This is a genomic window from Candidatus Vicinibacter proximus, from assembly GCA_016713905.1.
GTDB classification, from domain to species: Bacteria; Bacteroidota; Bacteroidia; order Chitinophagales; family Saprospiraceae; genus Vicinibacter; species Vicinibacter proximus.
In genome coordinates, this window is record JADJOE010000003.1 from 340,560 (window position 1) to 365,427 (window position 24,868).

The 24,868-nt window shown below is 37.5% G+C and carries 23 protein-coding genes; 11 read left to right on the forward strand and 12 right to left on the reverse strand.

Annotated elements, in window-relative coordinates:
• The first annotated feature begins 47 nt into the window (after positions 1–47).
• Positions 48–1,235 carry a DUF1343 domain-containing protein gene (locus IPJ83_09940; GenBank protein ID MBK7880859.1) on the forward strand — a complete coding sequence of 396 codons (1,188 nt, stop codon included), beginning with the start codon at positions 48–50 and terminating at the stop codon, positions 1,233–1,235.
• A gap of 50 nt (positions 1,236–1,285) precedes the next feature.
• Here IPJ83_09940 and IPJ83_09945 read toward each other — a convergent pair whose 3' ends face one another.
• Complete coding sequence (locus IPJ83_09945; protein MBK7880860.1) at positions 1,286–2,281, reverse strand: hypothetical protein; 996 nt, start codon at positions 2,279–2,281, stop codon at positions 1,286–1,288.
• A gap of 73 nt (positions 2,282–2,354) precedes the next feature.
• Complete coding sequence (locus IPJ83_09950) at positions 2,355–2,564, reverse strand: hypothetical protein (GenBank protein ID MBK7880861.1); 210 nt, start codon at positions 2,562–2,564, stop codon at positions 2,355–2,357.
• 75 nt (positions 2,565–2,639) lie between these two features.
• On the opposite strand from IPJ83_09950, the gene IPJ83_09955 reads away from it, so the two are divergent.
• A complete protein-coding gene (locus IPJ83_09955) occupies positions 2,640–3,500 on the forward strand; it encodes a hydroxymethylglutaryl-CoA lyase (GenBank protein ID MBK7880862.1) in 861 nt (286 codons plus the stop codon).
• Between the two features lie 9 nt (positions 3,501–3,509).
• Positions 3,510–3,944 (forward strand): GNAT family N-acetyltransferase, encoded by a 435-nt coding sequence (locus IPJ83_09960; GenBank protein ID MBK7880863.1) that lies wholly within the window; start codon positions 3,510–3,512, stop codon positions 3,942–3,944.
• Between the two features lie 163 nt (positions 3,945–4,107).
• Here the strand turns inward: IPJ83_09960 and IPJ83_09965 are convergent, their stop codons facing one another.
• Positions 4,108–4,950: a cupin-like domain-containing protein gene (locus IPJ83_09965; GenBank protein ID MBK7880864.1), complete on the reverse strand. Its 843-nt coding sequence runs from the start codon at positions 4,948–4,950 to the stop codon at positions 4,108–4,110.
• A 205-nt stretch (positions 4,951–5,155) separates the two neighbouring features.
• Here IPJ83_09965 and IPJ83_09970 point away from each other — a divergent pair, with 205 nt between their 5' ends.
• A complete protein-coding gene (locus tag IPJ83_09970; protein ID MBK7880865.1) occupies positions 5,156–6,325 on the forward strand; it encodes a phosphoribosylformylglycinamidine cyclo-ligase in 1,170 nt (389 codons plus the stop codon).
• Between the two features lie 271 nt (positions 6,326–6,596).
• Entirely contained in the window at positions 6,597–7,589 is a 993-nt protein-coding gene (locus IPJ83_09975; GenBank protein ID MBK7880866.1) for an acyl transferase, read from the forward strand.
• A gap of 77 nt (positions 7,590–7,666) precedes the next feature.
• On the opposite strand, the gene pfkA is transcribed toward IPJ83_09975, so the two are convergent.
• Together pfkA and IPJ83_09985 are read right to left on the reverse strand one after the other, a co-directional pair.
• On the reverse strand, positions 7,667–8,638 hold the full coding sequence (gene pfkA / locus IPJ83_09980) for a 6-phosphofructokinase (GenBank protein MBK7880867.1): 972 nt from the start codon (positions 8,636–8,638) through the stop codon (positions 7,667–7,669).
• Complete coding sequence (locus IPJ83_09985; protein ID MBK7880868.1) at positions 8,634–9,482, reverse strand: hypothetical protein; 849 nt, start codon at positions 9,480–9,482, stop codon at positions 8,634–8,636. Before IPJ83_09985 ends, pfkA begins: the two co-directional genes overlap by 5 nt.
• 86 nt (positions 9,483–9,568) lie before the next feature.
• Here IPJ83_09985 and IPJ83_09990 point away from each other — a divergent pair, with 86 nt between their 5' ends.
• Positions 9,569–10,468, forward strand: coding sequence for a 3-hydroxybutyryl-CoA dehydrogenase (locus tag IPJ83_09990; protein MBK7880869.1), 900 nt, complete (start codon positions 9,569–9,571; stop codon positions 10,466–10,468).
• Positions 10,465–10,818, forward strand: a complete 354-nt coding sequence (locus IPJ83_09995; protein MBK7880870.1) for a DUF983 domain-containing protein — start codon at positions 10,465–10,467, stop codon at positions 10,816–10,818. The genes IPJ83_09990 and IPJ83_09995 overlap by 4 nt, the downstream gene beginning before the upstream one ends.
• Before the next feature lie 196 nt (positions 10,819–11,014).
• Here the strand turns inward: IPJ83_09995 and IPJ83_10000 are convergent, their stop codons facing one another.
• The 6 genes from IPJ83_10000 to IPJ83_10025 all read right to left on the reverse strand — a co-directional run bounded on the left by IPJ83_10000 (position 11,015) and on the right by IPJ83_10025 (position 17,734).
• The gene (locus tag IPJ83_10000; GenBank protein MBK7880871.1) at positions 11,015–12,916 is read right to left on the reverse strand and encodes a T9SS type A sorting domain-containing protein; all 1,902 of its coding nucleotides are present in this window, start codon (positions 12,914–12,916) and stop codon (positions 11,015–11,017) included.
• Positions 12,917–13,224: 308 nt separating this feature from the next.
• On the reverse strand, positions 13,225–14,166 hold the full coding sequence (locus tag IPJ83_10005; GenBank protein MBK7880872.1) for a T9SS type A sorting domain-containing protein: 942 nt from the start codon (positions 14,164–14,166) through the stop codon (positions 13,225–13,227).
• 195 nt (positions 14,167–14,361) lie between these two features.
• Positions 14,362–15,600, reverse strand: coding sequence for an ornithine--oxo-acid transaminase (gene rocD / locus IPJ83_10010; protein ID MBK7880873.1), 1,239 nt, complete (start codon positions 15,598–15,600; stop codon positions 14,362–14,364).
• 2 nt (positions 15,601–15,602) lie between these two features.
• Positions 15,603–16,205, reverse strand: a complete 603-nt coding sequence (locus IPJ83_10015; GenBank protein ID MBK7880874.1) for a dephospho-CoA kinase — start codon at positions 16,203–16,205, stop codon at positions 15,603–15,605.
• Between the two features lie 10 nt (positions 16,206–16,215).
• Positions 16,216–16,869: a YigZ family protein gene (locus tag IPJ83_10020; GenBank protein MBK7880875.1), complete on the reverse strand. Its 654-nt coding sequence runs from the start codon at positions 16,867–16,869 to the stop codon at positions 16,216–16,218.
• 4 nt (positions 16,870–16,873) lie between these two features.
• Positions 16,874–17,734, reverse strand: coding sequence for a hypothetical protein (locus IPJ83_10025; protein MBK7880876.1), 861 nt, complete (start codon positions 17,732–17,734; stop codon positions 16,874–16,876).
• A gap of 214 nt (positions 17,735–17,948) precedes the next feature.
• Between IPJ83_10025 and IPJ83_10030 the strand changes: the two genes are divergently transcribed.
• From IPJ83_10030 to IPJ83_10045, 4 genes are all read left to right on the forward strand, one after another.
• The gene (locus tag IPJ83_10030) at positions 17,949–19,460 is read left to right on the forward strand and encodes a DoxX family protein (GenBank protein MBK7880877.1); all 1,512 of its coding nucleotides are present in this window, start codon (positions 17,949–17,951) and stop codon (positions 19,458–19,460) included.
• 73 nt (positions 19,461–19,533) lie between these two features.
• Positions 19,534–20,466, forward strand: coding sequence for a transcription antitermination factor NusB (gene nusB, locus IPJ83_10035; GenBank protein ID MBK7880878.1), 933 nt, complete (start codon positions 19,534–19,536; stop codon positions 20,464–20,466).
• A 39-nt stretch (positions 20,467–20,505) separates the two neighbouring features.
• Positions 20,506–22,041 carry a glutamine-hydrolyzing GMP synthase gene (gene guaA, locus IPJ83_10040; protein MBK7880879.1) on the forward strand — a complete coding sequence of 512 codons (1,536 nt, stop codon included), beginning with the start codon at positions 20,506–20,508 and terminating at the stop codon, positions 22,039–22,041.
• Positions 21,998–23,410 (forward strand): hypothetical protein, encoded by a 1,413-nt coding sequence (locus tag IPJ83_10045; protein MBK7880880.1) that lies wholly within the window; start codon positions 21,998–22,000, stop codon positions 23,408–23,410. The genes guaA and IPJ83_10045 overlap by 44 nt, the downstream gene beginning before the upstream one ends.
• 36 nt (positions 23,411–23,446) lie before the next feature.
• Here the strand turns inward: IPJ83_10045 and IPJ83_10050 are convergent, their stop codons facing one another.
• Entirely contained in the window at positions 23,447–24,733 is a 1,287-nt protein-coding gene (locus tag IPJ83_10050; GenBank protein MBK7880881.1) for an HlyC/CorC family transporter, read from the reverse strand.
• Positions 24,734–24,868: the final 135 nt, after the last annotated feature.

Below are 24,868 nucleotides of genomic sequence, written 5' to 3' on the forward strand. Positions count from 1 at the left end.
TTCTTCTAAATATTAAATTCTACCTTTTTATAACCTTGATCATTGCCATGTACTGTTGCGCACACAAAGTTAAGCATGGCAATTCAAAAATGACTTATTCGAAGACAGAGGAAGAGCAAACAATAAAAGAAATTCTGCCAGGTGCTTATCAGTTGGACCAATATTTATCCTTACTAAGAGGCAAGAAAGTTGGCTTGGTCATTAACCAGACTTCTGTCATAGGCAATCGGCAATTACTGGATACCCTCCTTGAACTAAATGTTGCGGTAAAAAAGGTTTTTGTTCCAGAACACGGATTTAGAGGAGAAGCATCGGCAGGGGCGCACATTTCTGATGAAAAGGACAATAAAACCGGATTGCCAATAAAGTCATTGTACGGTAAAAACAAAAAGCCATCTGTGAGTGATCTGGCTGATCTGGATGTTGTGGTTTTTGACCTTCAGGATGTGGGCGTGAGATTCTACACCTATATATCCACTTTGCATTATGTCATGGAGGCTTGCGCGGAGAATAACAAGCAACTCATCCTACTCGACAGACCAAATCCTAATGGATTTTATGTGGATGGCCCTGTGTTGGATACTCATTTCAAATCATTTGTTGGCATGCACCCAATACCGGTGGTATATGGTTTAACCATTGCAGAATTATGCCGGATGATTCACGGGGAAAAATGGATAAAATCTAACTTAAATTGGATGCCAAAAGTAATTTTATGCAAGAACTACAATCATAGAAGCAGGTATGAACTTCCTGTGAAACCTTCACCGAACCTTCCCAACACAAGAGCTGTCGTGTTGTATCCGGGATTATGTTTTTTTGAAGGTACAGTAGTGAGTTTGGGACGCGGGACAGATGCGCCATTTCAGTTATTTGGACACCCTTTATGGCCAAAAGCAGATACCAGTTTTATTCCAAAAGAAAGGGTAGGGGCCAAAAATCCACCATGGAAAGACAAAGTTTGTTTTGGTAAAAGTTTATTGAATCTTGACCTAAACTCCGTTTACTTTGAGAAAAAAATAAGATTGAACGAATTGTTAGAGGCTTACAGAGTTTTAGGTAAATCAACAGATTTTTTTTCAAACCCAAAATTTTTTGACCAACTCGCAGGAACAGATGATTTAAGGATTCAGATAGTGCAAGGAAAGAGTGAGAAAGTCATCAGACAATCCTGGCAAAAAAAATTAGCAGATTATAAAAAATTAAGGTCTAAGTATTTATTGTACGCAGATTGAGCAAATAACCCTACATACTTGAAATTAAGAAAAGTCTTTTAAAACCATGTCTAATTCAACTTTTGCTGGATTCCTAATAATCTCAGAGTATAAACCCCACATTCCTTTTTTGGAGCACTTGGATTTGGCTTGAATTTACATTGCTTAACCAGGTTCATACTTTTTCGTACAAAATTGATGTCTTTGGTTTTGGAAGCTTTGGAATTAAAAGAACAGAATTTAATATTCCCTTCGCGATCTATGCAAATGTTAAATGCAGCTTCCTGAACCACCGGTCCGGCCAGAGTCTTCATGTCAGGACACAACTCCCTTTGTCTTTTAAGTGGACCTATTTCATCAAAATCAACCCCTACGCCATCACCTGTACCTGATCCTGTTCCCGCGCCGGCACCTCCACCGGTTCCGCCACCACCGCCAGTTCCGCTTCCGCCACCTGCACCTGTTCCGCTTCCTGCATTTGCATCTCCGGCTCCCTGACCCGAACCTGATCCGGTGCCTGTGCCACCTGATCCTGGATGATCGTTATCACCGGATGAAGAACTAGAAGTTGATTTGGAAGGTGTAGTGCTCGGATTACTTGCTGTTGAACCGTTATCTGTTGTTGGTTTTGTAGAGGGCGGTAATTTTGGCGGAGACGGCAATTTTACGACATCTGGTTCTGTGGATGTAAGTACAGGTTTTGGGCCTGCTGGTGTTTGTGTAGGAATTTTCTCAACAGGCGTTTCCTCAACTTTTTTTTCTGCAACTGGTTCTGGCTCCGGTTCAGGGGTTTGTTCCTGATTTCCCTGAGATCCACCTTCAAGCGTTTCGAGGCCTTCTTCGCCCTTGCTTCCACCGGCGTTATCGTATTCTTTCATTTTTTCTACAGGGATGAATTCCACCAAACTTAAATACGGAGGTTGTTCCGGATCTTCCGGTGGAGTGATGTCAAACATTTTTAGAAAAAATATCAGCAAGAGCAATAAATGTACAAGAATGGCATATACTGTCCCCTTTATACTGTTTTTTTGCTCAGTTCTAACGTAGCTAAAATACCCTGTAGTCATATTGTCTGCTGAATTATATAGTAAAAGTACGATGAGTTCCTCAAAAAGGAGGAATTAAATATACAAAAAATATCTAATATCTTTTTTGTTCCATTAAAAAATAAACAATAACAATCCCCGAGATGCACATCAATCCTTTGACAACAATGGCTCCCAGGAATCCTAATCCTTCCAATGGTCTCAAAAAACTAAACGAAAGCCCTACCAGACTTAGTATGATGGATATCGCGCCAATCAAGAACATTGCAAAACCAATTAATAGGCCCAGACTTCTCTTATTCATGTTAAAAATTTTCTCAAAATTAACTTAGCCGATGACAATTCATACGCAGAACATCATACTTTTGATAATTATTATATGAGCTCTAATGTTAAAATCATAGAATGTCCGAGAGATGCCATGCAGGGATTAAATTACTTTGTCCCTACTGAGATCAAATTAAAATATCTCAATCTTCTTTTAGAGGTTGGCTTCGATACACTGGATTTTGGCAGTTTTGTTTCTGCCAAGGCCATACCCCAGTTGAGAGACACACATGAAATAACGAGATTATTGGAAGACAAAACCTCTCCGACTAAGTTATTGGCAATAGTTGCTAATGAGCGAGGAGCTCTGGAAGCTGTAGAGCACAAAGTAATTGATTATTTGGGTTACCCATTTTCAATATCTGAAACTTTCCAAATGAGAAATACCAACAGTAATTTGGAAAAATCATTTGACAGAGTAAAGCAAATATTGGACATCGTAAGCAATCACAATAAGGAATTGATCCTATACATTTCCATGGCATTTGGCAATCCCTATGGCGATCCATGGAACTCAGAGATCATATCATTTTGGTTGGAAAAACTTCGTGCTTTAGGTTGTAGGACAATAGCTTTATCGGATACCATTGGCGTGGCGACTCCTGAAAGTATTTCTTATATATTTTCGCATTTGATTCCCAGCTATCCTGAATTGGAATTTGGGGCACACTTTCATACACTGCCAAATGCCTGGGAAGAAAAAATTCAAGCCGCTTTTGACTCTGGATGCCGTCGGTTTGATGGCGCCATAAAAGGTTTTGGTGGATGTCCGATGGCAAAAGATGTCTTGACCGGAAACATGCCAACAGAACACATTATTGATTTTTTTTCCAAGCAAGGTGAAGAAACCGGTGTCAAATCGGATAAATTCAATGAAGCATTGTTGTATTCTTCAAATGTATTTACACATTAATTTTTGAGTATGATTAGTTACGGCTTCATCGATTATGCAAGTCCGGATTATGATTTGTTCTTGCGTTTGAGGTATAATGTATTGAGAAAGCCGTTGGGACTGGATTACTCAGAAGATCAGATCATCCAGGAGTGGGATCAACACCATATAGGAGCATTTACAGCATCCGGTTTGTTGATTGGGGGAATGGTGCTTCAGGAATTGGAACCATCTCTCCTCAAAATGCGTCAGGTCGCTGTAGATGAGCATTATCAGGGTAATGGAATAGGAGGCTCTCTTGTAGTATTTGCAGAAAAATGGGCTGAGCAGAATGGATTTCATAAAATTGTTCTGCATGCACGTAGTGGGGTAGTTCCTTTTTATCAGGCGCTCGGATATCTGACTGTTGGAGCTCCATTTACAGAAGTTGGAATTCCCCACCAGGCTATGGAAAAAGTAATCTGAAACTTTGTTTTAAAAGATGCAATCACCAGGGGAATTTTACACCTGGTTTTTTACCAAATAAAAAATCCTGTTCTTGTGGAACAGGATCATTTAACAGGTTGGTTTTAACAATTACAATATTCGGTTTCGTTTTACTACTGTTTCTATGCAAGATTAGTGCCAATTATCTGACATGTGCCCGGTAATTCGCCATTTGGACTTTTATGTCCATCCATTTGTCGCCCATAATATAGTTCAATCCTCTGTCCACCACCATATGCCTTGCGATATTAAAAACTCCTTTCATTCTTCGTGGCAAGGATTCATTTGCCCGGAGAGCAATGGAATAACCACCCTCAGTGTATTCAATGTGATGCCAATATTGACTAGGAATAAACAATGTCTCGCCATGCTCTAATATAGTTTCATGACCTTCAATGTATTTCAGGGAAGGATATTTTTTTTCATCCGGATCAATAGGATCGACCAGACAAGCCACTGTAAAAGGAATGTGGTATAAAAATTTGGATTGCTCTTGTGAAAACAACAGAACTCTTTTTTTCTTCTGCAATTGGGTGAGAAAGACATGCGCACAATCTATGTCATAGTGGATTTTGGTATAAGAGCCCTGTCCCCCAAAAAACATAAAAGGAAAATCATCCAAAAAGCCGTCCATAATATCCAGCTTTCTGATGTCTTCTCTCAATTCAGGTATTCGTTTAAAAATATTGAACAGAAAAATTCTTAATTCTGTTGGGCCTTCTAAAATTTTAGTCAGATAGTCACCAAATTTCATCTTGCCGGTAGCTGCCATATAATTTTTCCCTCCTTTTGAGAAACTACTGTCGTATACAGGCACCTCTATATCCCCATATTTTTCAATAAAGAATTCAAAAGTCCATTTTTCTTTGGCAGGCCATGTATCAATCAGGTCAGTAAAGACAACGGGTTTCATGGGATCGAGAAACTCTTTTTTAAAACTGAGTCTGTCGAGGCCTGATCTTTTGGGTACAGGAGTCAACTTCATAAAATCACCATTAGGTTTGTAAAATTAGAAATTTTGGAAAAATAAATATGCTAATCAATAGTTAATATTTATAGGCATTTTATTCAATGTGGATATACATATAAAATAAATTAAATATGTAAATTATTAAAAAATAGTGACTTAAAATTTATACCGAATTCCTGTTAGTCCTTCCTTATTTTTGTGCTGAAAGTTAAATCACTTTATGTCAAAAAGATACGATGCCCTTGGGGTTTCTGCTAGTAAAGATGAGATCCATCAGGCGATTGAGCAACTCGATAAAGGAATTTTTCCAAATGCATTTTGCAAGGTCCTGCCTGACTTGGTAGGTCAAAATAAGGATTATTGTAATCTGATCCATGCGGACACCGCAGGAACAAAAACCAGTCTGGCCTATCTTTATTGGAAAGAAACCGGAGATTTAAGTGTATGGAAAGGAATTTCTCAGGATTCGTTGGTTATGAATCTGGATGATCTTGCCTGTGTTGGTGCAATGGATAATATTGTAGTCTCCTCTACTATAGGACGTAATAAGCATCGGATTCCCGGAGAAGTAATTAAATCCATAATAGATGGCACAGAGGAATTTCTATCCTTGATGCAAGATTTTGGCATTCATATTTTTTCCGGAGGAGGCGAAACAGCTGATGTGGGCGACATAGTAAGAACAATAGATGTAGGCATCACGGCATTTGTCAGGATACCTAGAGCGGATGTAATTCCAATTAATATTAAACCAGGAGCTGTTATCATAGGATTATCCTCCAGTGGGCAGGCTACTTATGAAAAGGAATACAATAGTGGAATTGGGTCCAACGGACTTACAGCAGCCAGACACGATGTCTTGCAGAAAAAGTACCTTTCTGAATTTCCGGAATCCTGTGCACCGGAAACACCAGATGAAGTAAAATATACCGGAAAATATGGTTTGAGTGACGCTTATGAAGATAATGGGAACCAATATGTCATAGGTAAATTACTGTTGTCCCCAACAAGAACCTACCTCCCTTTTTTAGCAAAGCTTATCGCCTTACACAGGAAAAATATTCAGGGGATTATTCATTGTACTGGAGGAGCACAAACTAAAGTGAAAAAATTTATAAAAGGACTACGCGTGATAAAGGATAATCTGTTTAATCCTCCGCCAGTTTTTAAGATGATAACTGAATGTTCACTTTGTACTCCGCATGAATTATATGAAGTATACAATATGGGGCATCGGATGGAAATTTATGTGGACGAAACATTTGCTTCAGAAATAATTAGCATCGCTAAAGTGATGAATATTGATGCACAGATCATTGGAAGGGTTGAAGCCTGTGCTCATGAAGAAGTGATAATCCATTCCGGAGAAAACACATTTAAATACCAATAGAAATGTCCGTGGGACCGGATAAAAAACTTTTGATTCGTTATGTGATGAATTCTTGTTCTCCCGAGGAAAGAATGTTTGTCGAAGAATGGCGCAACTCTGATCCGGACATCCAAAAAGAATTGGACCACCTTAGGTTAATCTACTTAGTGGAAACGAATCCCAACATAATTTCAAAAAAGATTTCTTCAAATTCAAAACGATTTTATTTGCTTGTCATTTTTCTGCTAATGCTATTGTTGATAATGGGATATATTTTTTATCGAAAAAACTGATGTTGCAATCTGAATTTTTAAAAAATCAAATCGCGAAAATACAATCATCAAGTTTTGAAACCTTAGCACTTGATTGTTTTCATTTTCAGGCCTTGCACAATCCGGTATATCAAGAATTTATTCATCACCTTGGCATACAAATTAAAGAAGTAAAAAGTATATTAGAGATCCCATTCTTACCGATTGATGCTTTTAAATTTCACGAGATAAAAACAGATCATTGGGAATCACAGACCAGATTTTTATCCTCAGGAACTGAAGGTCAACAAAGATCGGTGCACGCCATTAAAGATCTGGATTGGTATAAATCAAATGTGGTCCAAAATTTTGAATTGTTTTTTCCGGATTTCAGAGAGTTTGATTTTTTTGCCTTGTTGCCTGGTTATCTTGAAAATAGAAATTCTTCTTTGATTCAGATGTTTCGATATTTAGAATCACATTCCAATTATCACGTAAGTACGAAATTATACAGCAATAATTTTGAATTACTTCATCGAGAAATCCTTTCCTCATTAGATAAAGGAAGAAAGATATTTTTATTGGGGGTTAGTTTTGCCTTGCTGGATTTCTGTATTGAGTTTCCAATTTCTGATAATAGACTTGTGGTTATGGAAACAGGAGGAATGAAAACTTCAGGAAGGTCCTATTTGAAAGAAGAAATATTGCAATTGCTGCGTAATGGTTTTGATGCATCTGATATAGTGTCAGAATATGGTATGACCGAGTTACTGTCTCAGGCTTATGCTATGGATGGTAAAAACTATTCGTGCCCAACAACCTTGAAGGTGATGGTAAGTGACTTAACCGATCCATTTTGTTTTTTAGATGCAGGTCACAGGGGAAGATTAAACATCATTGATCTTGCAAATTTGGATACTTGCTGTTTCATCCAAACCGGGGATGCTGGCCTATTACAGCCGGATGGAAAATTCCAGGTGTTGGGAAGAATAACTGGTGAAGACTTGAGGGGATGCAATCTGATGTATGAGTAGGATATAGTCCTATTCATAGAAATTAATTTTCTAGCAGATAGTAAATTCACGAAGAAATATAAGCCAGGTAATTATTGTTACATGCCAAGTATATTGGCCATCTTAATCATTGAAATTTCAGGTGATTTATTTTTTGAAATGGCGTCACTGAATGGTGTGAACACAACTTTGTCATTGATGATTCCAGCCATGACATTATGCTTCCCTTTCATCAAAGCTTCAACGGCTTCATACCCTAACCGACTTGCCAGAATTCTATCTTGTGCAGTAGGAGATCCTCCTCTTTGCAAATGGCCGATGATGGTAACTTTTACATCATATTCCGGAACAAGTTCCTTTAATTTATTGCTGATTTCAAAGGCATTACCAATTTTGTTTCCTTCCGCTGCAATGACAAGGCCAAAAAGTTTCTTCCGCCTCAATGCTTTTTTAAGATCCAGAACTAAAGTGTCGATGGTGCTTTCTACCTCAGGAATAATGAATGCACTTGCCCCTGAGCCAATGGCAGTGTGCAAAGCAATGTATCCTGAGTTTCTTCCCATCACTTCGATGAGGAAAATTCTGTTGTGGGAGTCCGCGGTATCTCTGATTTTATCTACAGCCTGAATGGCTGTATTTACCGCAGTATCAAATCCTATGGTATAGTCTGTTCCATAGAGATCATTATCTATCGTTCCCGGCAATCCTATAGTGGGCATTTTGAATTCACTATTGAAAACCATGCTCCCGGTAAATGTCCCGTTCCCACCAATAGCAACAAGAGCATCTATGTCATTTGCCACTAGATTTTCGTAGGCCACTTTGCGTCCTTCCGGGGTCAAAAATCTTGAACTTCGGGCGGTTTTTAAGATGGTCCCGCCACGTTGAAGAATGTTCCGTACATCATCGGCTTCAAGACGGTTGATCTCACCGTCTATCATTCCATCATAACCTCTTTGAATTCCGTAAACATGCAAGTCATAAATACTTGCAGTCCGCATAACCGCTCTTATGGCTGCATTCATACCGGGCGCATCACCGCCTGAGGTAAAAACTCCGATTCTCTTAATTTCTGTCATACTTGTAATGATATTCTGCCAATTTGAGTAAAGGTTTCTTATTGAAAAACACTCTATGGAAACCCTTAAATGCAAAATAGGTTTCAATTTGATTTTGAAGAGCAAAGGCAACTGAACCTGTAAAATATACCGGGAGTTGATTTTGATCCTGGTACTGGTTTATTCTGTGACGATAAAATGCATCAAGGCATTCTTTGATGATATCAATTATTGTCGGATCCGTTATGTGCTGCACAATGAATGGAAAAAATGATGCCAGTTCTGCGGAAACTTTGTTGCTCGAATACAGCTGGCCTAAATAATTATCGGTGACCTGAGGGAAATTGTTCTGAAAATCTTGACACAATTCGGGGCTTAGGTATTTGTAAAAGTAAGATCTCAGGAGTAAGCGCCCAAAGTGATTTCCGCTCCCTTCATCACCCAACAAATATCCTAAGCCAGGTTTTTCGTGGATAATTTGGTGCCCGTCAGAAAGACAAGAGTGACTGCCAGTACCCATAATGCAAACAATCCCTTCATTCCCATCACAATTAGCCCTCGCAGCGGCCAAAAGATCCGAGTAAACTTCGATTTTACTCGAAGGAAAAAGCTCTTGTAAAATGGTAAACAATACTTGGGAAGCAATGTCCTTACAACCTGCGCCATAAAATGTAATGGATTCAGGATGAATGAATTGGAGCTTATTTTTAGCCATTTCGATCTGGCTTAGTAAGTTTGATTTACTTTGGGTCATTGGGTTTAATCCGGCCAACTCAAATTGAAGAATAGTCTCACTTCCATTAAGAACCAACCAATCCGATTTTGTAGAACCCGAGTCTACCAGCACCTTTATCATGGCTACAAAGAAAAAAAATATTTATGGTTTATCTGATAAAACATGAAAATGCTAGGTCTTGGCTTAATTTTGCGCGAAATTAGGAAATGAAAAACGTAACAGTGATTGGGGCAGGAACCATGGGGAATGGAATCGCCCATGTTTTTGCGCTTGGAGGCTTTCGTGTAGTGTTGTGTGACATTTCTCCGGTCGCCCTGGAAAAAGCATTATCTACAATCGACCGAAACATGAATCGGATGATTGAAAAACAAAAAATTACCCAGGAAGCCAAAGATTCTGCATTGAGCAACCTTACCACAAATACTTTAATAGCTGAGGCTGTAAGAGAAGCAGATTTAGTTGTGGAAGCTGCAACCGAAAATATTGAGTTAAAGCTGAATATTTTTAGAAAAATTGATCAGCACAGCCCTTCACATGCTTTGTTGGCTACAAATACCTCATCCATTAGTATTACTAAAATTGCCGGTGTAACCAGCAGACCTTCTCAGGTGATCGGTATGCATTTTATGAATCCGGTGCCAATGATGAAGCTGGTGGAAGTAATCAGAGGGTTTTCAACTTCAGATGAAGTATGCCATACGATAATGGAATTATCCAGAAAATTAGATAAAACTCCGGTTGAGGTAAATGATTATCCGGGATTTGTTTCCAATAGAATTTTGATGACCATGATCAATGAAGCTATCTATACGCTTTATGAAGGAGTGGGAAATGTTTCGGAAATCGATGGAATCATGAAATGGGGAATGGCCCATCCTATGGGACCTCTCCAACTGGCTGATTTTATTGGGCTGGATGTGTGTCTTTCAATTCTAAAAGTTATCCATGATGGATTTGGAAATCCAAAATATGCGCCATGTCCCTTGTTGGTCAATATGGTAAATGCCGGGCAGTTGGGTGTGAAATCCGGAGCAGGATTTTATCTTCATAAAGGTCATGGACAAGAACTTGAAGTTAATCCGAAATTTGCTCATCTATTGCCATGACAAAATTATCTGCAATCATTAAGTTGAAATGCCCGGCATGTTGGGAAGGCAATCTTTTTGTTAAAGAAGGTAGCCCGCTTTCCTTCAATTTTGAAATGCACAAGCGTTGTCCACATTGCAATGAGAACCTGGACAGAGAGCCTGGGTTTTATTTTGGCGCAATGTTTATTTCTTATATTATCTCTGGTTTTTTCAGCTTGTTTGTTGTGGGCGGGTTGATCCTCTTTTTTAAAGTCGATTGGGAGATTTCTCTGGTAGTTCTGGCCATCATTCTTGTGGCACTATATGCCTATTTATACAAAATATCCAGATCCATTTGGATTCATTTTTTTGTGTCTAAGAAAAAGTGATTATTTCTATTTTCTGAATTTTAAGAAGTATTGTCATTCCTTAAATGATATAGCTTGATCCGAAGTAATATGCAATAGATCCCATTAATAGTGAGCAATAAGGAATAATTTTTTTCTGTAAATAACGTATTCTATACCCAGCTATAATCAGGAATTTTCCAGCCAGAAAATTAGAATGATATAGCTTTTGCAATATTTAATTCACAACCAAAACACGAATAATTTTTACCGATTCACTTTGTTCTAATCTTAAAAAATACAAACCTGGTTGAGAAGGGCTGAAGATTGTATTTGCATTTAAAGTGGTGTTTTGATGAATCACTCTGCCCGAAAGATCAATCCAAGAATATTTGAAATTCTCCGATCTGGTTAACAAATTTAGAAAACGAATTTCGTTATCTGGACTGATGATGTAAGCGCTGTTTTCTTCTTCATCGGAAGACCGGACTTTCTTTTGATCCGGTTCTGCAAAAAATGATCCTACATTTACCTTAACTTCATCCGCATAACTGCAATTTTGAAATTGCGTAATCCATTCCACATAATAGATTCCTCTTTTATTTACCGTAATCCTGGTTTTGGGATCGTTTATTTGATCAAAATCAAGCATTCCCGGTCCGGATTTAAACCTCCAGGAACCAGGAGTTGTGGTCGAAGCATTGAGATTGACGAATAAGTTTTTAGTTTGGATGTCTTTGCCGGCATCCGGTAAATATTGTGATTCATCAATAGAATCTATACCCAATTCGTAACGTATCCTTTTAAATTCAGGTCCAAAATAAACATCAACGTCCATATAGAAACTATAAGTGGATTTTCCTTTAACCTCAAGGAATTCATCTGATTTTATTATTGGGGCCTTTGGATTTAAAAGATCTTTCAGATAATAAGTGTACACGAGAAATGCTTCCTCGTCACCATGACAGGAATTATTTTCAATCAAAGGTTGGTAATACAATTTATTGTCATTTAAACAGATCGGTTCCAACCTTCCCTTAAAGTTGGGAATGAATTGATGAACTTCAAGAAATTGCCTGCAGGCACCGGGTACAATGTACCCATATTCATAGGGTTTTGTACAATCCTTTATGGATATTCCTTGAGGATTTACATAGTAGTTGTTGGGTGTCGTTCCAATGTGATAAATCTTTTTTGGCTCCGGCTTTTCCAGGACAAAAAATCTCACAACGCTGTCATATTTACAACCGGATGGTGTGGTAAAAGAAGCTCTATAAAAACCTTCTGTTGAGATACTGACACCATGCCAGAGATAGGGCTTCGGATTGGTCTGCTCATAACATAAGTAACGGTCAGCACCCATTTTGTCCTCGGTGGATATAACATGAATGATGGAACAATCCCTATCGGATTGAGCATAGCGAATTCCTCCCGCACTAAGCCGATAGGTTGATACACAAATTTCATAGTCACCAATCTGCGAGAAAGTATATTTTATCTTATGCTTATCACCAGGTACAAGAACATTGTCAATCGTCCATTCAAATTTATCTCCTTTATGTCCGCCATCGACAAAATATTCTTTTTCTGTATTTATGCAAGCTTCAAGGTTATGGTCCTGGTCATAATTGATGGGTTCAACGATATTTAAAAAACAAGTTCCTGTTGCACCGGATGCACTCAATTGGACGTCACAAACATCACCATTACATCCGTTAATGAATAAGTTATATACCTCGCAATATTCGAGATATACTCCAAAACTATAGGTACCGTTGTTAAAACATTGAGTTGGACATACCAGGGCATTGGTAAAATCACAGTTTTTGTAAAGCCCAACTTGCACTCCGGAACCATTCACATTGCAATTAGAAAAAGTCAAAACAAAGTTAACTTGTCCTCCCTGTGCAACGAAAGAGTACCATCCGGTATTCACAGGAACTCCACTTCCGGGGCATAAAGGATTAGGGCCATTGGGGTTTGAATAAGTGGTTGAACTAAGGGTTCCGATTAAAGAATTTACACTAGGGTATATGGGACCGCCAAGACAGTCATCAGCTGGGGGGTATGATTGAGAGTGACCGATTTGGATATTTATCTGATAGAAGATGAACAGTAAATAAAAGGCTAGTTTCTGCATATCGAGTATAATTTACGTTAATAAGAGCCCTAAAGAGGGTGAAACGCTGGTTGAAGATAATTAAATTTTCGCTGAAAATTTAATTATATCTAGGTATTCATACAAGCCTACCTGTAATGAGGTAATGATCAAAAAGAAACAAAGTGAGATTTGTTGGCTATAGATTAATATACATCTTTTAATAGATAAGCCTAGTGAACAGATAATGTTTCAATCTTTCCTTTTATGGAACAAAAAAACACACCCCAAGTCCGGGGATGCTTTTAAAATCCTTTTTATTCAGCTTATTTCAGCAGAAAATGGAGATCTTAAAACTTATTGAATTTTAATGTGGAACTTCTGCCTTCCTTGTCTGAGATTTTAAGAATGTATATTCCTTCTGGAAGCTTTGTAGTATTGATTTTAGTCTGACCATTTCCCGTTATGAAACTGTAGGATTGACTATATACTTCTTTAGAAGATGCATCCAGAACGCTGATCTGTCCGTCAAAACTCTCAAATGTTTCCAGCTTCAGATTTAATTCATCTTTTACAGGATTTGGACTAAGATTGAATTCCAGCTTTTTACTTAGGTCTTCAACAGCTACAGGCACTGAGGCCACAATAGAATAAGTCTCTTCAAATAAGCCTACATTGTTACTGTTCTTATTAAAGAAAAATGGGGTTCTGAAATAGGCATCATTGTTATATCGGTAATTTAAGCTGATGTTGTGAACCGGCCACCCCTGTGAAATGCCTTCGTATTTGATTGACAAATCTATTTTTTTACCTTTTAGGGAGGAAACATCAATTTTGTGGGTTTCATAGCATACCACATTATTGACATTGGTACTCATCATATAGAGATCATTATTTTTAGTAATTACGGCAACATTACCGGTTAATTTTCCGGAGCAAAAACCCAACGGGGCATTATTGGATGCAGCAACAGCATTGCAATTGATGCATTGACTGCAATAGACAGGATCTGTATTGTTTTCACATTTATCTGCAATGATTTTATTGGCAAAAGCAATGCCTCCTGTCTGAGAATCCCCCAAATTAAAAATAGGGTTAGTTTTTGAATTGTTGATTAACCCAATCTTAACCCAATCTAATCTAATAGACGCTTTTTCCCTTTGGTCATTGCCAGTTACTGGGTCAATACTTGGGGAAACAGTTCCGGTTTTTCCGCAAAATTGCAATTGAATGGTCTGAGATTTCAACAGTGTAAGACAAAAAAGAAGGGGGAGTACAAAAAGAAATTTCATAAAAAAATTATGTTTAATGGATAACAAAATGTAAATTAAGTGGATTACCGAAGGTTAAATATAGATAGAAATTTAATATGACCTAATTTATTTTGATTAAAAATTTATTAAACCTCCATAGAACTCAAAATTCTTAATGTATTGCATTTAAAATATTTTCAAATCACTTTTAAAAAATGAATAAGAAAAAAGGGCTTAAATGGACTTTAAAGCTTTTTCTATAATGCCGATGGCCTCTTCCATCTGATTTCTGCGGATGCTGAGCGGAGGAGCAAACCGAATGATATTTCCATGGGTGGGTTTGGCAAGTAAGCCTAATTCTGCCATATTTAAACATAGTCTCCAGGCAAGATCACTTTCTTCATGGTCGTCAATCACAATAGCATTTAACAATCCCTTGCCTCGTACGGTGGTAATTATGCCATGTTTTTCGGAAAGTTGATTTAACATGTCTCTCAAATAAGCACCCTGAGCCTTGGCATTATCTGCAAGATTTTCTTCTTCTATCACTTTCATAGCTTCCATGGCTACGGCACAGGCTAACGGATTTCCGCCAAAAGTAGAACCATGTTCTCCGGGTTTGATACAAAGCATAATTTCATCATCTGCCAAAACCGCAGAAACTGGTAAAACACCACCGGATAAAGCTTTTCCAAGAATCAGAATATCAGGTCGGATGGGTATATGATCGCAGGCAAGCATTTTACCTGTTCTGGCTATACCGGTTTGAATTTCATCGGCAATAAATAGAATGTTATTTTTTTGACAAAGATCAAAAGCATCTTTAAGATATTGATCTTCTGGAACAACCACACCCGCTTCACCTTGTATAGGTTCAATAAGCAATCCGGCAATGTTAGGGTCACTGACCACCTCTTGCAGGGACTGAATATTGTTGTATGGAATCTTGATAAATCCTGGCAAATAGGGGCTAAATCCATGATAACTGGAAGGATCAGTTGACATAGAAACTGCACTCATGGTGCGACCGTGAAAATTCCCTTCAAATACGATTATTTTTGCCTGCTTATCGGGGATGCCTTTTTTTAAATACCCCCACTTGCGGCAAAGCTTTATAGCTGTTTCAACGCCCTCCGCTCCTGTATTCATCGGAAGAAGTTTATCGTATCCAAAAATCGAATGCATAAATTCTTCGTAAGGTCCGAGCTGGTCGTTGAAAAAAGCTCTCGAACTAAGGGTAAGCCTGGATGCCTGTTGGGTTAACGCATTAATTATCCGAGGGTGACAATGACCTTGGTTAACCGCCGAATATGCGGATAGAAAATCAAAATATTGCTTTCCTTCTGTATCATAAACAAATACGCCTTCACCTCTGGATAAGACCACCGGTAAAGGGTGATAATTATGCGCCCCAAACCTGTCTTCCAATTGAATAAAGGTAGAACTTGCTTCGATTAATATACTTGATAACATTTTTAATTTTTTTTATGCAATACAAATTTAAGCAATCTTTCATGAATCTTCAGAACCTGCGGAATGCAGGGCTTTTTGCCATCATTGAGAACGATAAAATCAGCACAATTTTTATAAATTTTGGAAGAGCTCTGGTTTTTTAATCTGGATTTCACTTCTGATTCCGTTAGCTTATCTCTGTCCATGACTCTTTGGATACGCAGATTGGTTGGAGCTTCAACCAAAACTACAAAATCTACAGGTTGGGATGAAAGGGTGGCTGGAAGGAGCGCAGACTCTTTGATCACATAAGGAGAATTTTGGAGGGTCATCCAGTGGTTAAAATCTTGATGTACCATAGGATGCACCAAGTGATTGAGTTTAAGGAGTAAGGTATTGTCTGTAAAAACTTTGGAAGCAATAAATTTTCTGTTTAATCTACCATCCTCTGTATAGGCTTCTTCGCCAAGTAGAGCTTTTATGTTTTCTATTAAAGAACGCTCTTGCTCCATTAATACTCTGGCCTGAATATCCGAATTATAACATGGTATACCCAAAGTTTTAAATATATCGGCAACTGTACTTTTGCCACTACCAATACCCCCTGTAAGCCCAACTATAATCATAAAGCAATCCTTAATTTAATTCAATAATACAACCTCTAAGTTCAAATTCTGTATTAGATCTGTCCAGATGAGCTTTGTCAAATCTTGTTCTGATTTTTAGAATTAATTCATCTTTATCCTGGATAGGGAACTCAATGTCCAGTTGACTGAAATTCATTTGATCCCATCCACTTATACCGATGCCAAGCTGTTTACAAATGCCGATAAGGATTTGAATTTTTTCCGGATCGGAGGATATTTTATAGCGAACCATATGTTTTATCTCAATTATACTGGCCTTGCTCAATGCATCTTGTGCTGCTGTTTTATAAGCTCTGATTAAACCTGAAGTGCCTAATTGAATACCACCAAAATAACGAACACAAAAAATACCCACATCAGTCAATTGAAAACTGTCAATTTGCCCTAACATCGGTTTGCCAGCTGTACCACTGGGTTCTCCATCGTCATCCAATCGAAAGGATTCACCGTGAGAGCCGGTGCGTGCAGCAGCGCAAACATGTCTGGATTTTGGGTGCAGTGTTTTATAAAATTTGCTTTGAACTTTTAACTGATCCAGATCATTGAATGGAATGGCGAAAGCTAAAAAACGACTTCCTTTTTCCGTATAGCTACCCTCTGAAGGGTGTTCAATGGTCCGATGGCTATGTAGCTTACTATCCATAATGTTATCTGAACAATCCGACCAGTAAAATTGATGCCAATGCCAGTAAAAGTCCGATTATTTTTTGTTTTGAAAAGTGTTCACGGAACATCCACGCACCGATAACACTCGACAATAAAATGACAGAACAGTTGAGTATTGGATAGAATACGCTGCCCTGCATTCCTGATCCCAATGCCTTGTTGAGAAATAATATGGAAAAAAAGTTTGGGATACCAAGCAAGATTCCTCCGGTAATTTCTTCAGAATTAATTTTTTTATTAGGAATGCTGACCAAATTATAAATCATGGATGCGATAAATGCAGAAATAAAAATCCTTGTAGTAAAGATCCATTCAAAGCTTGGGTTATGGTTTTCATTTTTATGGATGAATAAAAATCCAATCTCAATGATTGCAGACAAGATTAGAGTAGCCAATAGATAAAACCGGCCGAAATCATTTTTGTGAATGCTATTTTCCTTGTTTTTCCGAAAAAAAATGACCACAATCGCAATAAGACTCAAAATAAAACCAACCCATTGGTAGACATTTAGTTTTTCTCCAATCAAAAGTGCTACAACTACAGTTAGCCCGACAGACAATTTTTGGATGACTGTTGCCAATGATATGCCATTTAGTGCAACTGCATTTCCAAAAGCATTAAATCCGGCTACAAATAAAATCCCTATTACAACAGCAGTAAGTCCCGAGCCAAATTGCGTAAAATCAAAAACATCAAACCCCATTTGTAGTATGCCAATGAACGCGCAAATCAAGTAATTAATTAAAATTATTTTGGAAATGCGTACATCCTTTCCTGCAAATTGCTTAAAAAGGAAGCCTAACACAACTGTTGAGAAAATACAAGCAACGGTATAAGTCATAAACTAGGCTAAGGTATTAACAATTTATTGATTAACTTTTGCTTTCATTTAACCGGTTTTAAAAAATTAACTTTGACTTTTGTTAGTGGAAAGTGGAAAAGCTCGACTTTCTGAACCTCCTGATGATCTGGGTGTTAATTCCAGATAATAATGGATAATAACTTCATTACCATACTTTGCTTGCTTTTTTGAAAACCAAAAAGAATTTTACAAGATGACTATTATTAGCCTTTGTTTCTATATTGCCATTGCAGCTTTAGTTCTGACTTTTTTAATATCCAGAATTAAGGGTACCGTAAAATCTTTACCCGATAGTTTTTTACAAAATTTTTGCGGTGGTTTGTTTATATTTTCTGGTCTGGTGAAAGCAGTAGACCCTATGGGAACCGCTTTTAAAATGGAAGAATATTTTAAAGAATTTGAGCTTACAGCAAGGGGATCTTTTTTGAGTTTTTCTGCCGATTTGTTTCCATTCTTACTGAAATTTTCTGTTGGATTTTCAGTTTTTATGATTGTGTTGGAAATAGTGATTGGCATAATGCTCATAATTGGGGCATATAGAAAACTTGGAGCCTGGTTATTTTTTCTGATTATGGTATTTTTTACCATCCTTACCGGGTATACCTTTTTAACTGGATATGTTCCTAAGGATATTAATTTCTTTGAATTCAGCAAATGGACCACTTTTGATCAGGAGTTTATGCGGGTAAAAAATTGTGGTTGCTTCGGTGATTTCATAAAATTGGATCCCCGCACTTCATTTATCAAGGATTTGTTCTTAATGATTCCTGCGATTTGGTTTTTGTTAAGATGGTCAAAAATGCATCAGATATTTAGTGCTTCCATTCGGACTGCTTTGACTCTGATGAGCATAATTGGCCTGAGCTTATTTTGTTTCAGCAATTATATCTGGAATGAGCCTATTGTTGATTTTAGACCATTTAAAAATGGAACCGATGTAAAAACAACTAAAGAGGCAGAGTCCAAGGCAATGAGCGATGTCAAGATTATTGCCTGGAAACTGAGGAACAAGCAAACCAATGAATTGAAAAATGTTCCGGATGAGGAGTATATGGCTAATTTGAAGAATTTTCCAAAGACGGAATGGGAGGTTTTGGACCAGGTAAAAAGTTTACCCGCCATACCACAAACCAAAATATCTGATTTTGCTTTATTTGATTTGGAAGGATCTGACATTACCGAGGAGATATTAAATGAGCCTAAAAGCAGGTTTATGATCAACTGCCCTAAACTTTATTTTAGCTCCAGATCTGAAAACGTTACCAGACAAGACACCATTTATAAAGTCGATACTATTTGGTTAGGATTAAAAAAAGACAGTTTCAACCTAGTATCTTCTGTTGTCGAGGTAAAAACGGTAGAAGAAAAGAAAAATGTGTACACTTGGAATGAAAAATATCTTCGACCATTGAAGGAAAAGATTCTTCCACTGCTGGATAGCTTAAAAGCCGACAACATTCAGGGATTTCTTGTTGCAGGAGGAGCCAGTGAAGAAGCATTGGGAGACCTGAAAAACAGTCTAAAATTGGATATCCCAGTATATACAAGTGATGATATCCTTTTAAAAACAATCATGAGGTCAAATCCTGGATTAATTCTTTTGAGGAATGGTAAGATCATTCATAAATGGCATCATGGCCATCTTCCAACGCCAAATGAAATGAGAAGGGATTTTTTGGATTGGCAGGCGCCGCTCATACATTAATATAATTAAAATATAAAGGCATTGTTTGCTAAATAGTGCTTACATTTGCCAACTTATTCAGTAAAGGATATTCATGCTTAGTAGGAGGAATGTTCGCGTCAAAGTGATGCAACAATTGTATAGTTTAGCACAGGACAAGGAACTGAGTCTTGCAGGGGCCAAAAGAGCTTACCTGCAGTCTGTACAGGATACATTTCTGCTTTATTTACTTAATCTATATTGCATTACCAGGGTTTGTTCCTTTGCGGAGGAGGATGGTCAAACTCGTCTTAAAAAACACTTAAAGTCTGAAGATGATGTAAAGTTTACCCCTAAGCTTTATAATAATCCATTGATATCCAGTCTGGTAAATAACAAAGTGTTACAGGCAAGATTTAAGAAGGAAAGATTTGAGGAAGGGCTTGACGAAGATTTATTTAGAAAAATTTATAAGGAGTTTGCCAAAGAAGAGCCCTATATTAAGTATTTACTTGCCGATTCGACCAATGAAGATACCATTGAAATTCTCCTGGAACTCTACAGGACTTGCAGACGCAATGAACTTTTCAATGAGATCATGGATGACAGATTTTGTGGTTGGTCTGATGATAAATCATTGGTCATTGGGGCACTTAAAAAAACGCTGAAGGCTTTGCCAGCAGAAGGATCGTTTTATGAAGAGCATCAGCCAGATGAAGAGACAATTAAGGATTTTGGACTTTTCCTTTTGACAAAAACGTATGAAGAAGATGCAGTTTTGGAGGAGATGATTAAACCAGTTCTTGAGAATTGGGATTCAGAGAGAGTCGCATTAATCGATATGATTCTGATTAAAATGGGAATTATTGAAATGCTCAATATCAAAACCATTCCAGCAAAAGTTACCCTCAACGAATACGTTGAATTGTCCAAACAATACAGTACAGATAAATCCAAAGAATTTGTCAATGGATTGCTCGATAAAATACTTAAAGAATTAATGGAGCGAGGCCAGATTGTTAAGGAAGGCAGGGGATTGATGGAATAGACCTGTTTGGTATCTTGCTTAAGCTCTAAAGCTGGATTTATGTCAAAAAAGATCATCATATTGGATTTTGGTTCGCAACTGACTCAGTTGATTGCCAGGAGGATAAGAGAACTCAATATTTATAGTGAAATTATTCCCTTTCACAGTTTTATACCGTCGCCGGATGCAGATATAGCTGCAGTAATTCTGTCTGGTAGCCCTGCATCTGTCAGACAGGATGAAAGTCCCAAGGTGGACATTAAGAAGATTCTTCAAAATTATCCAACTTTAGGGATTTGTTATGGTGCTCAATTAACAGCGCAACTCACGGGAGGCTTAGTGCAAGCTTCAGATCATCGGGAGTATGGCTTTGCCCAATTAAACCAACTGGTAAAAGATCCCATTTGGAACGAAGTGCCTCAGTCATCACAAATTTGGATGTCGCACAGCGATACCATTGTTTCACTTGGTGATGGTTTCGAAATTATCGGATCTACCGAAAGTATTCCTATTGCTGCATTTAAAGCTGTTGGGAATGCCCATCCTGCCTATTTTTTTCAGTTTCATCCGGAAGTAGTACATAGTTTGTATGGTTCACAACTTCTAAAAAACTTTTTGATTGATACCTGCAAAATCACTGCAGACTGGACGCCAGATTCTTTTATTCACCAAACGGTGGATGAAATCCACAACAGGGTAGGAGAAGAGGAAGTATTATTGGCATTATCTGGCGGAGTGGATTCATCTGTTGCGGCACTTTTAATGCACAAAGCAATTGGTCCCCGATTGCACTGTTTCTTTATTGACAATGGGCTTTTACGGGCAAATGAATACCATCAGGTATTGGAAAGTTATCAGGAAATGGGTCTCAAAGTGAAGGGAATTGATGCAAAAAAGCATTTTTATGACGCGCTTTCAGGACTTGAAGATCCCGAATTGAAAAGAAAGGCTATAGGAAGGTCATTTATCGAAATTTTTGAACAAGAGGCTAAGGCATACCCTGGGGTAAAATGGCTTTGTCAGGGGACTATTTACCCGGATGTAATTGAGTCTGTGTCGGTATATGGACCATCTGCAACCATTAAATCACATCACAATGTGGGTGGACTACCGGAAAAGCTGCATTTAAAAATCATTGAGCCATTAAGATTGCTCTTTAAAGATGAGGTAAGGAAAGTTGGTAGAAATCTTGGGCTTAAAGAAGAAATTCTTGGTCGTCATCCTTTCCCCGGCCCGGGTTTGGCGATCAGAATTATTGGTGAGGTTACGGAGGATAAAGTGGCAATTCTCCAAAAAGCAGATGAAATTTACATACGCAATCTTAAGGAAAGTAATTTGTACCATGAGATCTGGCAGGCAGGATCCGTTCTATTACCCGTCAAATCTGTTGGCGTCATGGGCGATGAACGGACTTATGAAAATGTTCTTGCTTTGCGAGCAGTTAACTCTATCGATGGAATGACTGCAGAATGGAGTAGAATTCCTCATGAAGTACTGGCTAAAATTTCTAACGAAATCATCAATAAAGTTAAAGGTATAAATCGTGTAGTCTATGACATCAGTTCAAAACCACCTGCTACCATTGAATGGGAATAGTATAGGTATTCTTCTTTTTTGTCTTTTAATTGCAGGGACCTCATGCGCTACAAGAAAAATTGTAAACAAACCGGTTCCTAAGCCAGCCGATAAGGTAGTCATTAACCATAAGAATCCTGAATTACCAGCTAAGGTGGATACTTTGGTTTGGAAAGAAAATAAGGATAAGATAAGTAAAGCGGACAAAGCCGAAGATAAGACAATGCCAAAGGAGATTCCCCCCACAGGAATAGAAAAAAAATCAAATAAGAAAATCACTAAAGAAGAGTCCTTGTTTCGAATAGTGGCTTTATTACCATTCAAGACTGTTGAAAATGACTCTAATGCAACAAAAATAAATTCTTCCTCATTAAGATATGTCCACTTTTTTGCTGGTATGCAAATGGCTGTACAGGAATTGGAACACACGACAGGTCAAAAAATTGTAGTTAATGTACATGACGCCCCTTCCATTGATGAAGTAAAGTCTAACCTCAATAAATATGAATACAGACCGCCTCACTTAATCATCGGTCCGCAAAAATCCGATGCAGTTAAGTATGCAGCAGAATGGGCTAAAAATCATGAGACCAGCATCATTAGTCCATGGGTCAGCAGTTCCAGCATCACAGATAAAAATCCATTTTATATACAGGCAAAAGCTGGTTTAAATGCCCATTATAATTTGATCAATACACATGCGAGAAAGAATTTTCCGGTGGAGAATATTTTTCTTATATCCAGATCTTTAGAAGAATCCAAAGAATGGATATTTAACGACAGTACTATTTATGCGCAAAAAATTGAAGAAAAAATAATAAAAGAATCAGATTTGGCTTCTTCCAATGAGTTGATTGTAGGTTCTATTTTGAAAGAGAATGGACCTACTGTTTTTATATTACCTATGTCCAGCAACAAAGATGAAAATTTTATTTATCATTTCCTGAGAAGGGTTTCCAGTGAGAAAGATAAAAAAGAGGTTATTGTTTATGGAATGTACAAGTGGCTTGAAATGAAAAGTGACATTATTGAATATCTTAATGTTCAAAAAATTAGAATTAGTTTGAGCAATTACATAGATAATGACCAGAATGAAATTAAAACTTTCAAACGAAGATATTTTGAAAAATATAGAGAGTTTCCTTCTGAAGACGTTTTGGAAGGTTATGACATCATGAAATATTCGATCCAGTCCTTGAACACCGATGGTCCTGATTTTCAATTCAAAAACATCAACAAAACCGTACCTTGCTTAGAAACCAGTTTTCAGATCAGACCGGTTTACAAATCAGGCAAAACACCCGAAAATAGTGGAGAAGTTGACTATTTCGAAAACGCTTTTGTCAGAATTGTTGAACTTAGAAATAACAAATTCAGAGTAATTGATTGATTGGGGTGAACTAATCATGGAAAACCGTTAAAGAATTTATTCTTTGGGTTCTAATTTGTTTTTCCGGATGATCACTTTATCAATTCTGGCATGATCCATATCTACAATTTCAAATTCAAAATCCCGCCATTGTATTTTTTGTCCGGTTACTGGCATGGATCGCAATTCTTCTAAAATCAAACCACTCAAAGTGTCTACCTGATAATTATTTGTAAGATGTGGTAATTCAAGTTTTCGAAAAAGTTCGTGTAGAGGATACTGCCCATCTATAAGTAAACTTTTATCATCTCGGACAATATAGGAGAATTCTTCTTCATAAAATTCTGATACATCACCTACCAATGCCTTAAGCAAATCATTTAAAGTTAAGATCCCCTGAACCTGCCCGTATTCATCTACAACCAGGCCATAGTGAATGTTGGTTTTCTTAAATTGCTTTAATGTCTCATATGCTGATTGGCTTTCAGGCAAATATTGAGGGGACTGCACCAATTCTGAAAGATTGAAATTTATATTGTTGATGTGTTTAAAGATGTTCTTGAAACTTACAATTCCTACAATATCCGTTTCCTGATCATTAAATACAGGATAAATGGAATGCATGTCGTTATTTATAATATCCCTTAATCGTTCTGCTTTTTCGTGCACCGATAGAAATACCATTTCATTGCGGTGGGTCATAAGAGATGAAATTTTGCGATCACCAAGGATAAATACCCTTTGTACGATATCCTGCTCAATTTCTTCTATTTCACCGACCTCAGCACTTTCCTTTATGATAGATTTGATTTCTTCTTCGGTTACACTGCTGTCGAGATTTTTTTTAATACCAAGTAAATTTAAAATAACATCATTTGAAGAAGTAAGCAATGCTACAAAGGGAGAAGTTAAAATGGATATCCATTTCATTGGTCGGGATAATGCGATGGCAACGGGCTCAGGAAAACTTAGTCCAATTCTCTTAGGCAATAACTCACCAAAAAGTATAGATAAAAATGTTATCATTAAAACAATAATCCCTACCGCAAATTGATGTGCATATATTTTGATTACATCAAAATCAGATAAAAAGTACTCGAGATCATGTGTAAGATTCTCGCCACTGTATATACCCAATAAAATGCCTATAAGAGTAATGCCAATTTGAACTGTAGACAATAATTTGGTAGGATGTTCCGCAAGTTCTAAAGCAGTTTTGGCCCCTTTGCTTCCCTTTGCTTTAGCATTATCCAACTTGAATTTTTTTGAAGCAACCATGGACATTTCGGCCATGGAAAATATACCATTAAGTACAATTAATCCGAATATAATCAATAATTCCACTATGCGAAGTATTTCATTTATTTAAAATCCAATGAGCGCGTTAATGTCATTCGGCTAGAATATGGAACTTTGTAACCATTTTAAGATGGTGAAGCTTTAATGTTTGAATATTTGTAAAGTTAACAGAATTTGGAT

What these genes read in the sequence shown, in the direction of transcription:
- IPJ83_09940 (MBK7880859.1), top strand. Translation starts at nt 48, where the DNA reads ATGTACTGTTGCGCACACAAAGTTAAGCATGGCAATTCAAAAATGACT.
- IPJ83_09945 (MBK7880860.1), bottom strand. Translation starts at nt 2,281, where the DNA reads ATGACTACAGGGTATTTTAGCTACGTTAGAACTGAGCAAAAAAACAGT.
- IPJ83_09950 (MBK7880861.1), bottom strand. Translation starts at nt 2,564, where the DNA reads ATGAATAAGAGAAGTCTGGGCCTATTAATTGGTTTTGCAATGTTCTTG.
- IPJ83_09955 (MBK7880862.1), top strand. Translation starts at nt 2,640, where the DNA reads ATGAGCTCTAATGTTAAAATCATAGAATGTCCGAGAGATGCCATGCAG.
- IPJ83_09960 (MBK7880863.1), top strand. Translation starts at nt 3,510, where the DNA reads ATGATTAGTTACGGCTTCATCGATTATGCAAGTCCGGATTATGATTTG.
- IPJ83_09965 (MBK7880864.1), bottom strand. Translation starts at nt 4,950, where the DNA reads ATGAAGTTGACTCCTGTACCCAAAAGATCAGGCCTCGACAGACTCAGT.
- IPJ83_09970 (MBK7880865.1), top strand. Translation starts at nt 5,156, where the DNA reads ATGTCAAAAAGATACGATGCCCTTGGGGTTTCTGCTAGTAAAGATGAG.
- IPJ83_09975 (MBK7880866.1), top strand. Translation starts at nt 6,597, where the DNA reads ATGTTGCAATCTGAATTTTTAAAAAATCAAATCGCGAAAATACAATCA.
- IPJ83_09985 (MBK7880868.1), bottom strand. Translation starts at nt 9,482, where the DNA reads ATGATAAAGGTGCTGGTAGACTCGGGTTCTACAAAATCGGATTGGTTG.
- IPJ83_09990 (MBK7880869.1), top strand. Translation starts at nt 9,569, where the DNA reads ATGAAAAACGTAACAGTGATTGGGGCAGGAACCATGGGGAATGGAATC.
- IPJ83_09995 (MBK7880870.1), top strand. Translation starts at nt 10,465, where the DNA reads ATGACAAAATTATCTGCAATCATTAAGTTGAAATGCCCGGCATGTTGG.
- IPJ83_10000 (MBK7880871.1), bottom strand. Translation starts at nt 12,916, where the DNA reads ATGCAGAAACTAGCCTTTTATTTACTGTTCATCTTCTATCAGATAAAT.
- IPJ83_10005 (MBK7880872.1), bottom strand. Translation starts at nt 14,166, where the DNA reads ATGAAATTTCTTTTTGTACTCCCCCTTCTTTTTTGTCTTACACTGTTG.
- rocD (MBK7880873.1), bottom strand. Translation starts at nt 15,600, where the DNA reads ATGTTATCAAGTATATTAATCGAAGCAAGTTCTACCTTTATTCAATTG.
- IPJ83_10015 (MBK7880874.1), bottom strand. Translation starts at nt 16,205, where the DNA reads ATGATTATAGTTGGGCTTACAGGGGGTATTGGTAGTGGCAAAAGTACA.
- IPJ83_10020 (MBK7880875.1), bottom strand. Translation starts at nt 16,869, where the DNA reads ATGGATAGTAAGCTACATAGCCATCGGACCATTGAACACCCTTCAGAG.
- IPJ83_10025 (MBK7880876.1), bottom strand. Translation starts at nt 17,734, where the DNA reads ATGACTTATACCGTTGCTTGTATTTTCTCAACAGTTGTGTTAGGCTTC.
- IPJ83_10030 (MBK7880877.1), top strand. Translation starts at nt 17,949, where the DNA reads ATGACTATTATTAGCCTTTGTTTCTATATTGCCATTGCAGCTTTAGTT.
- nusB (MBK7880878.1), top strand. Translation starts at nt 19,534, where the DNA reads ATGCTTAGTAGGAGGAATGTTCGCGTCAAAGTGATGCAACAATTGTAT.
- guaA (MBK7880879.1), top strand. Translation starts at nt 20,506, where the DNA reads ATGTCAAAAAAGATCATCATATTGGATTTTGGTTCGCAACTGACTCAG.
- IPJ83_10045 (MBK7880880.1), top strand. Translation starts at nt 21,998, where the DNA reads ATGACATCAGTTCAAAACCACCTGCTACCATTGAATGGGAATAGTATA.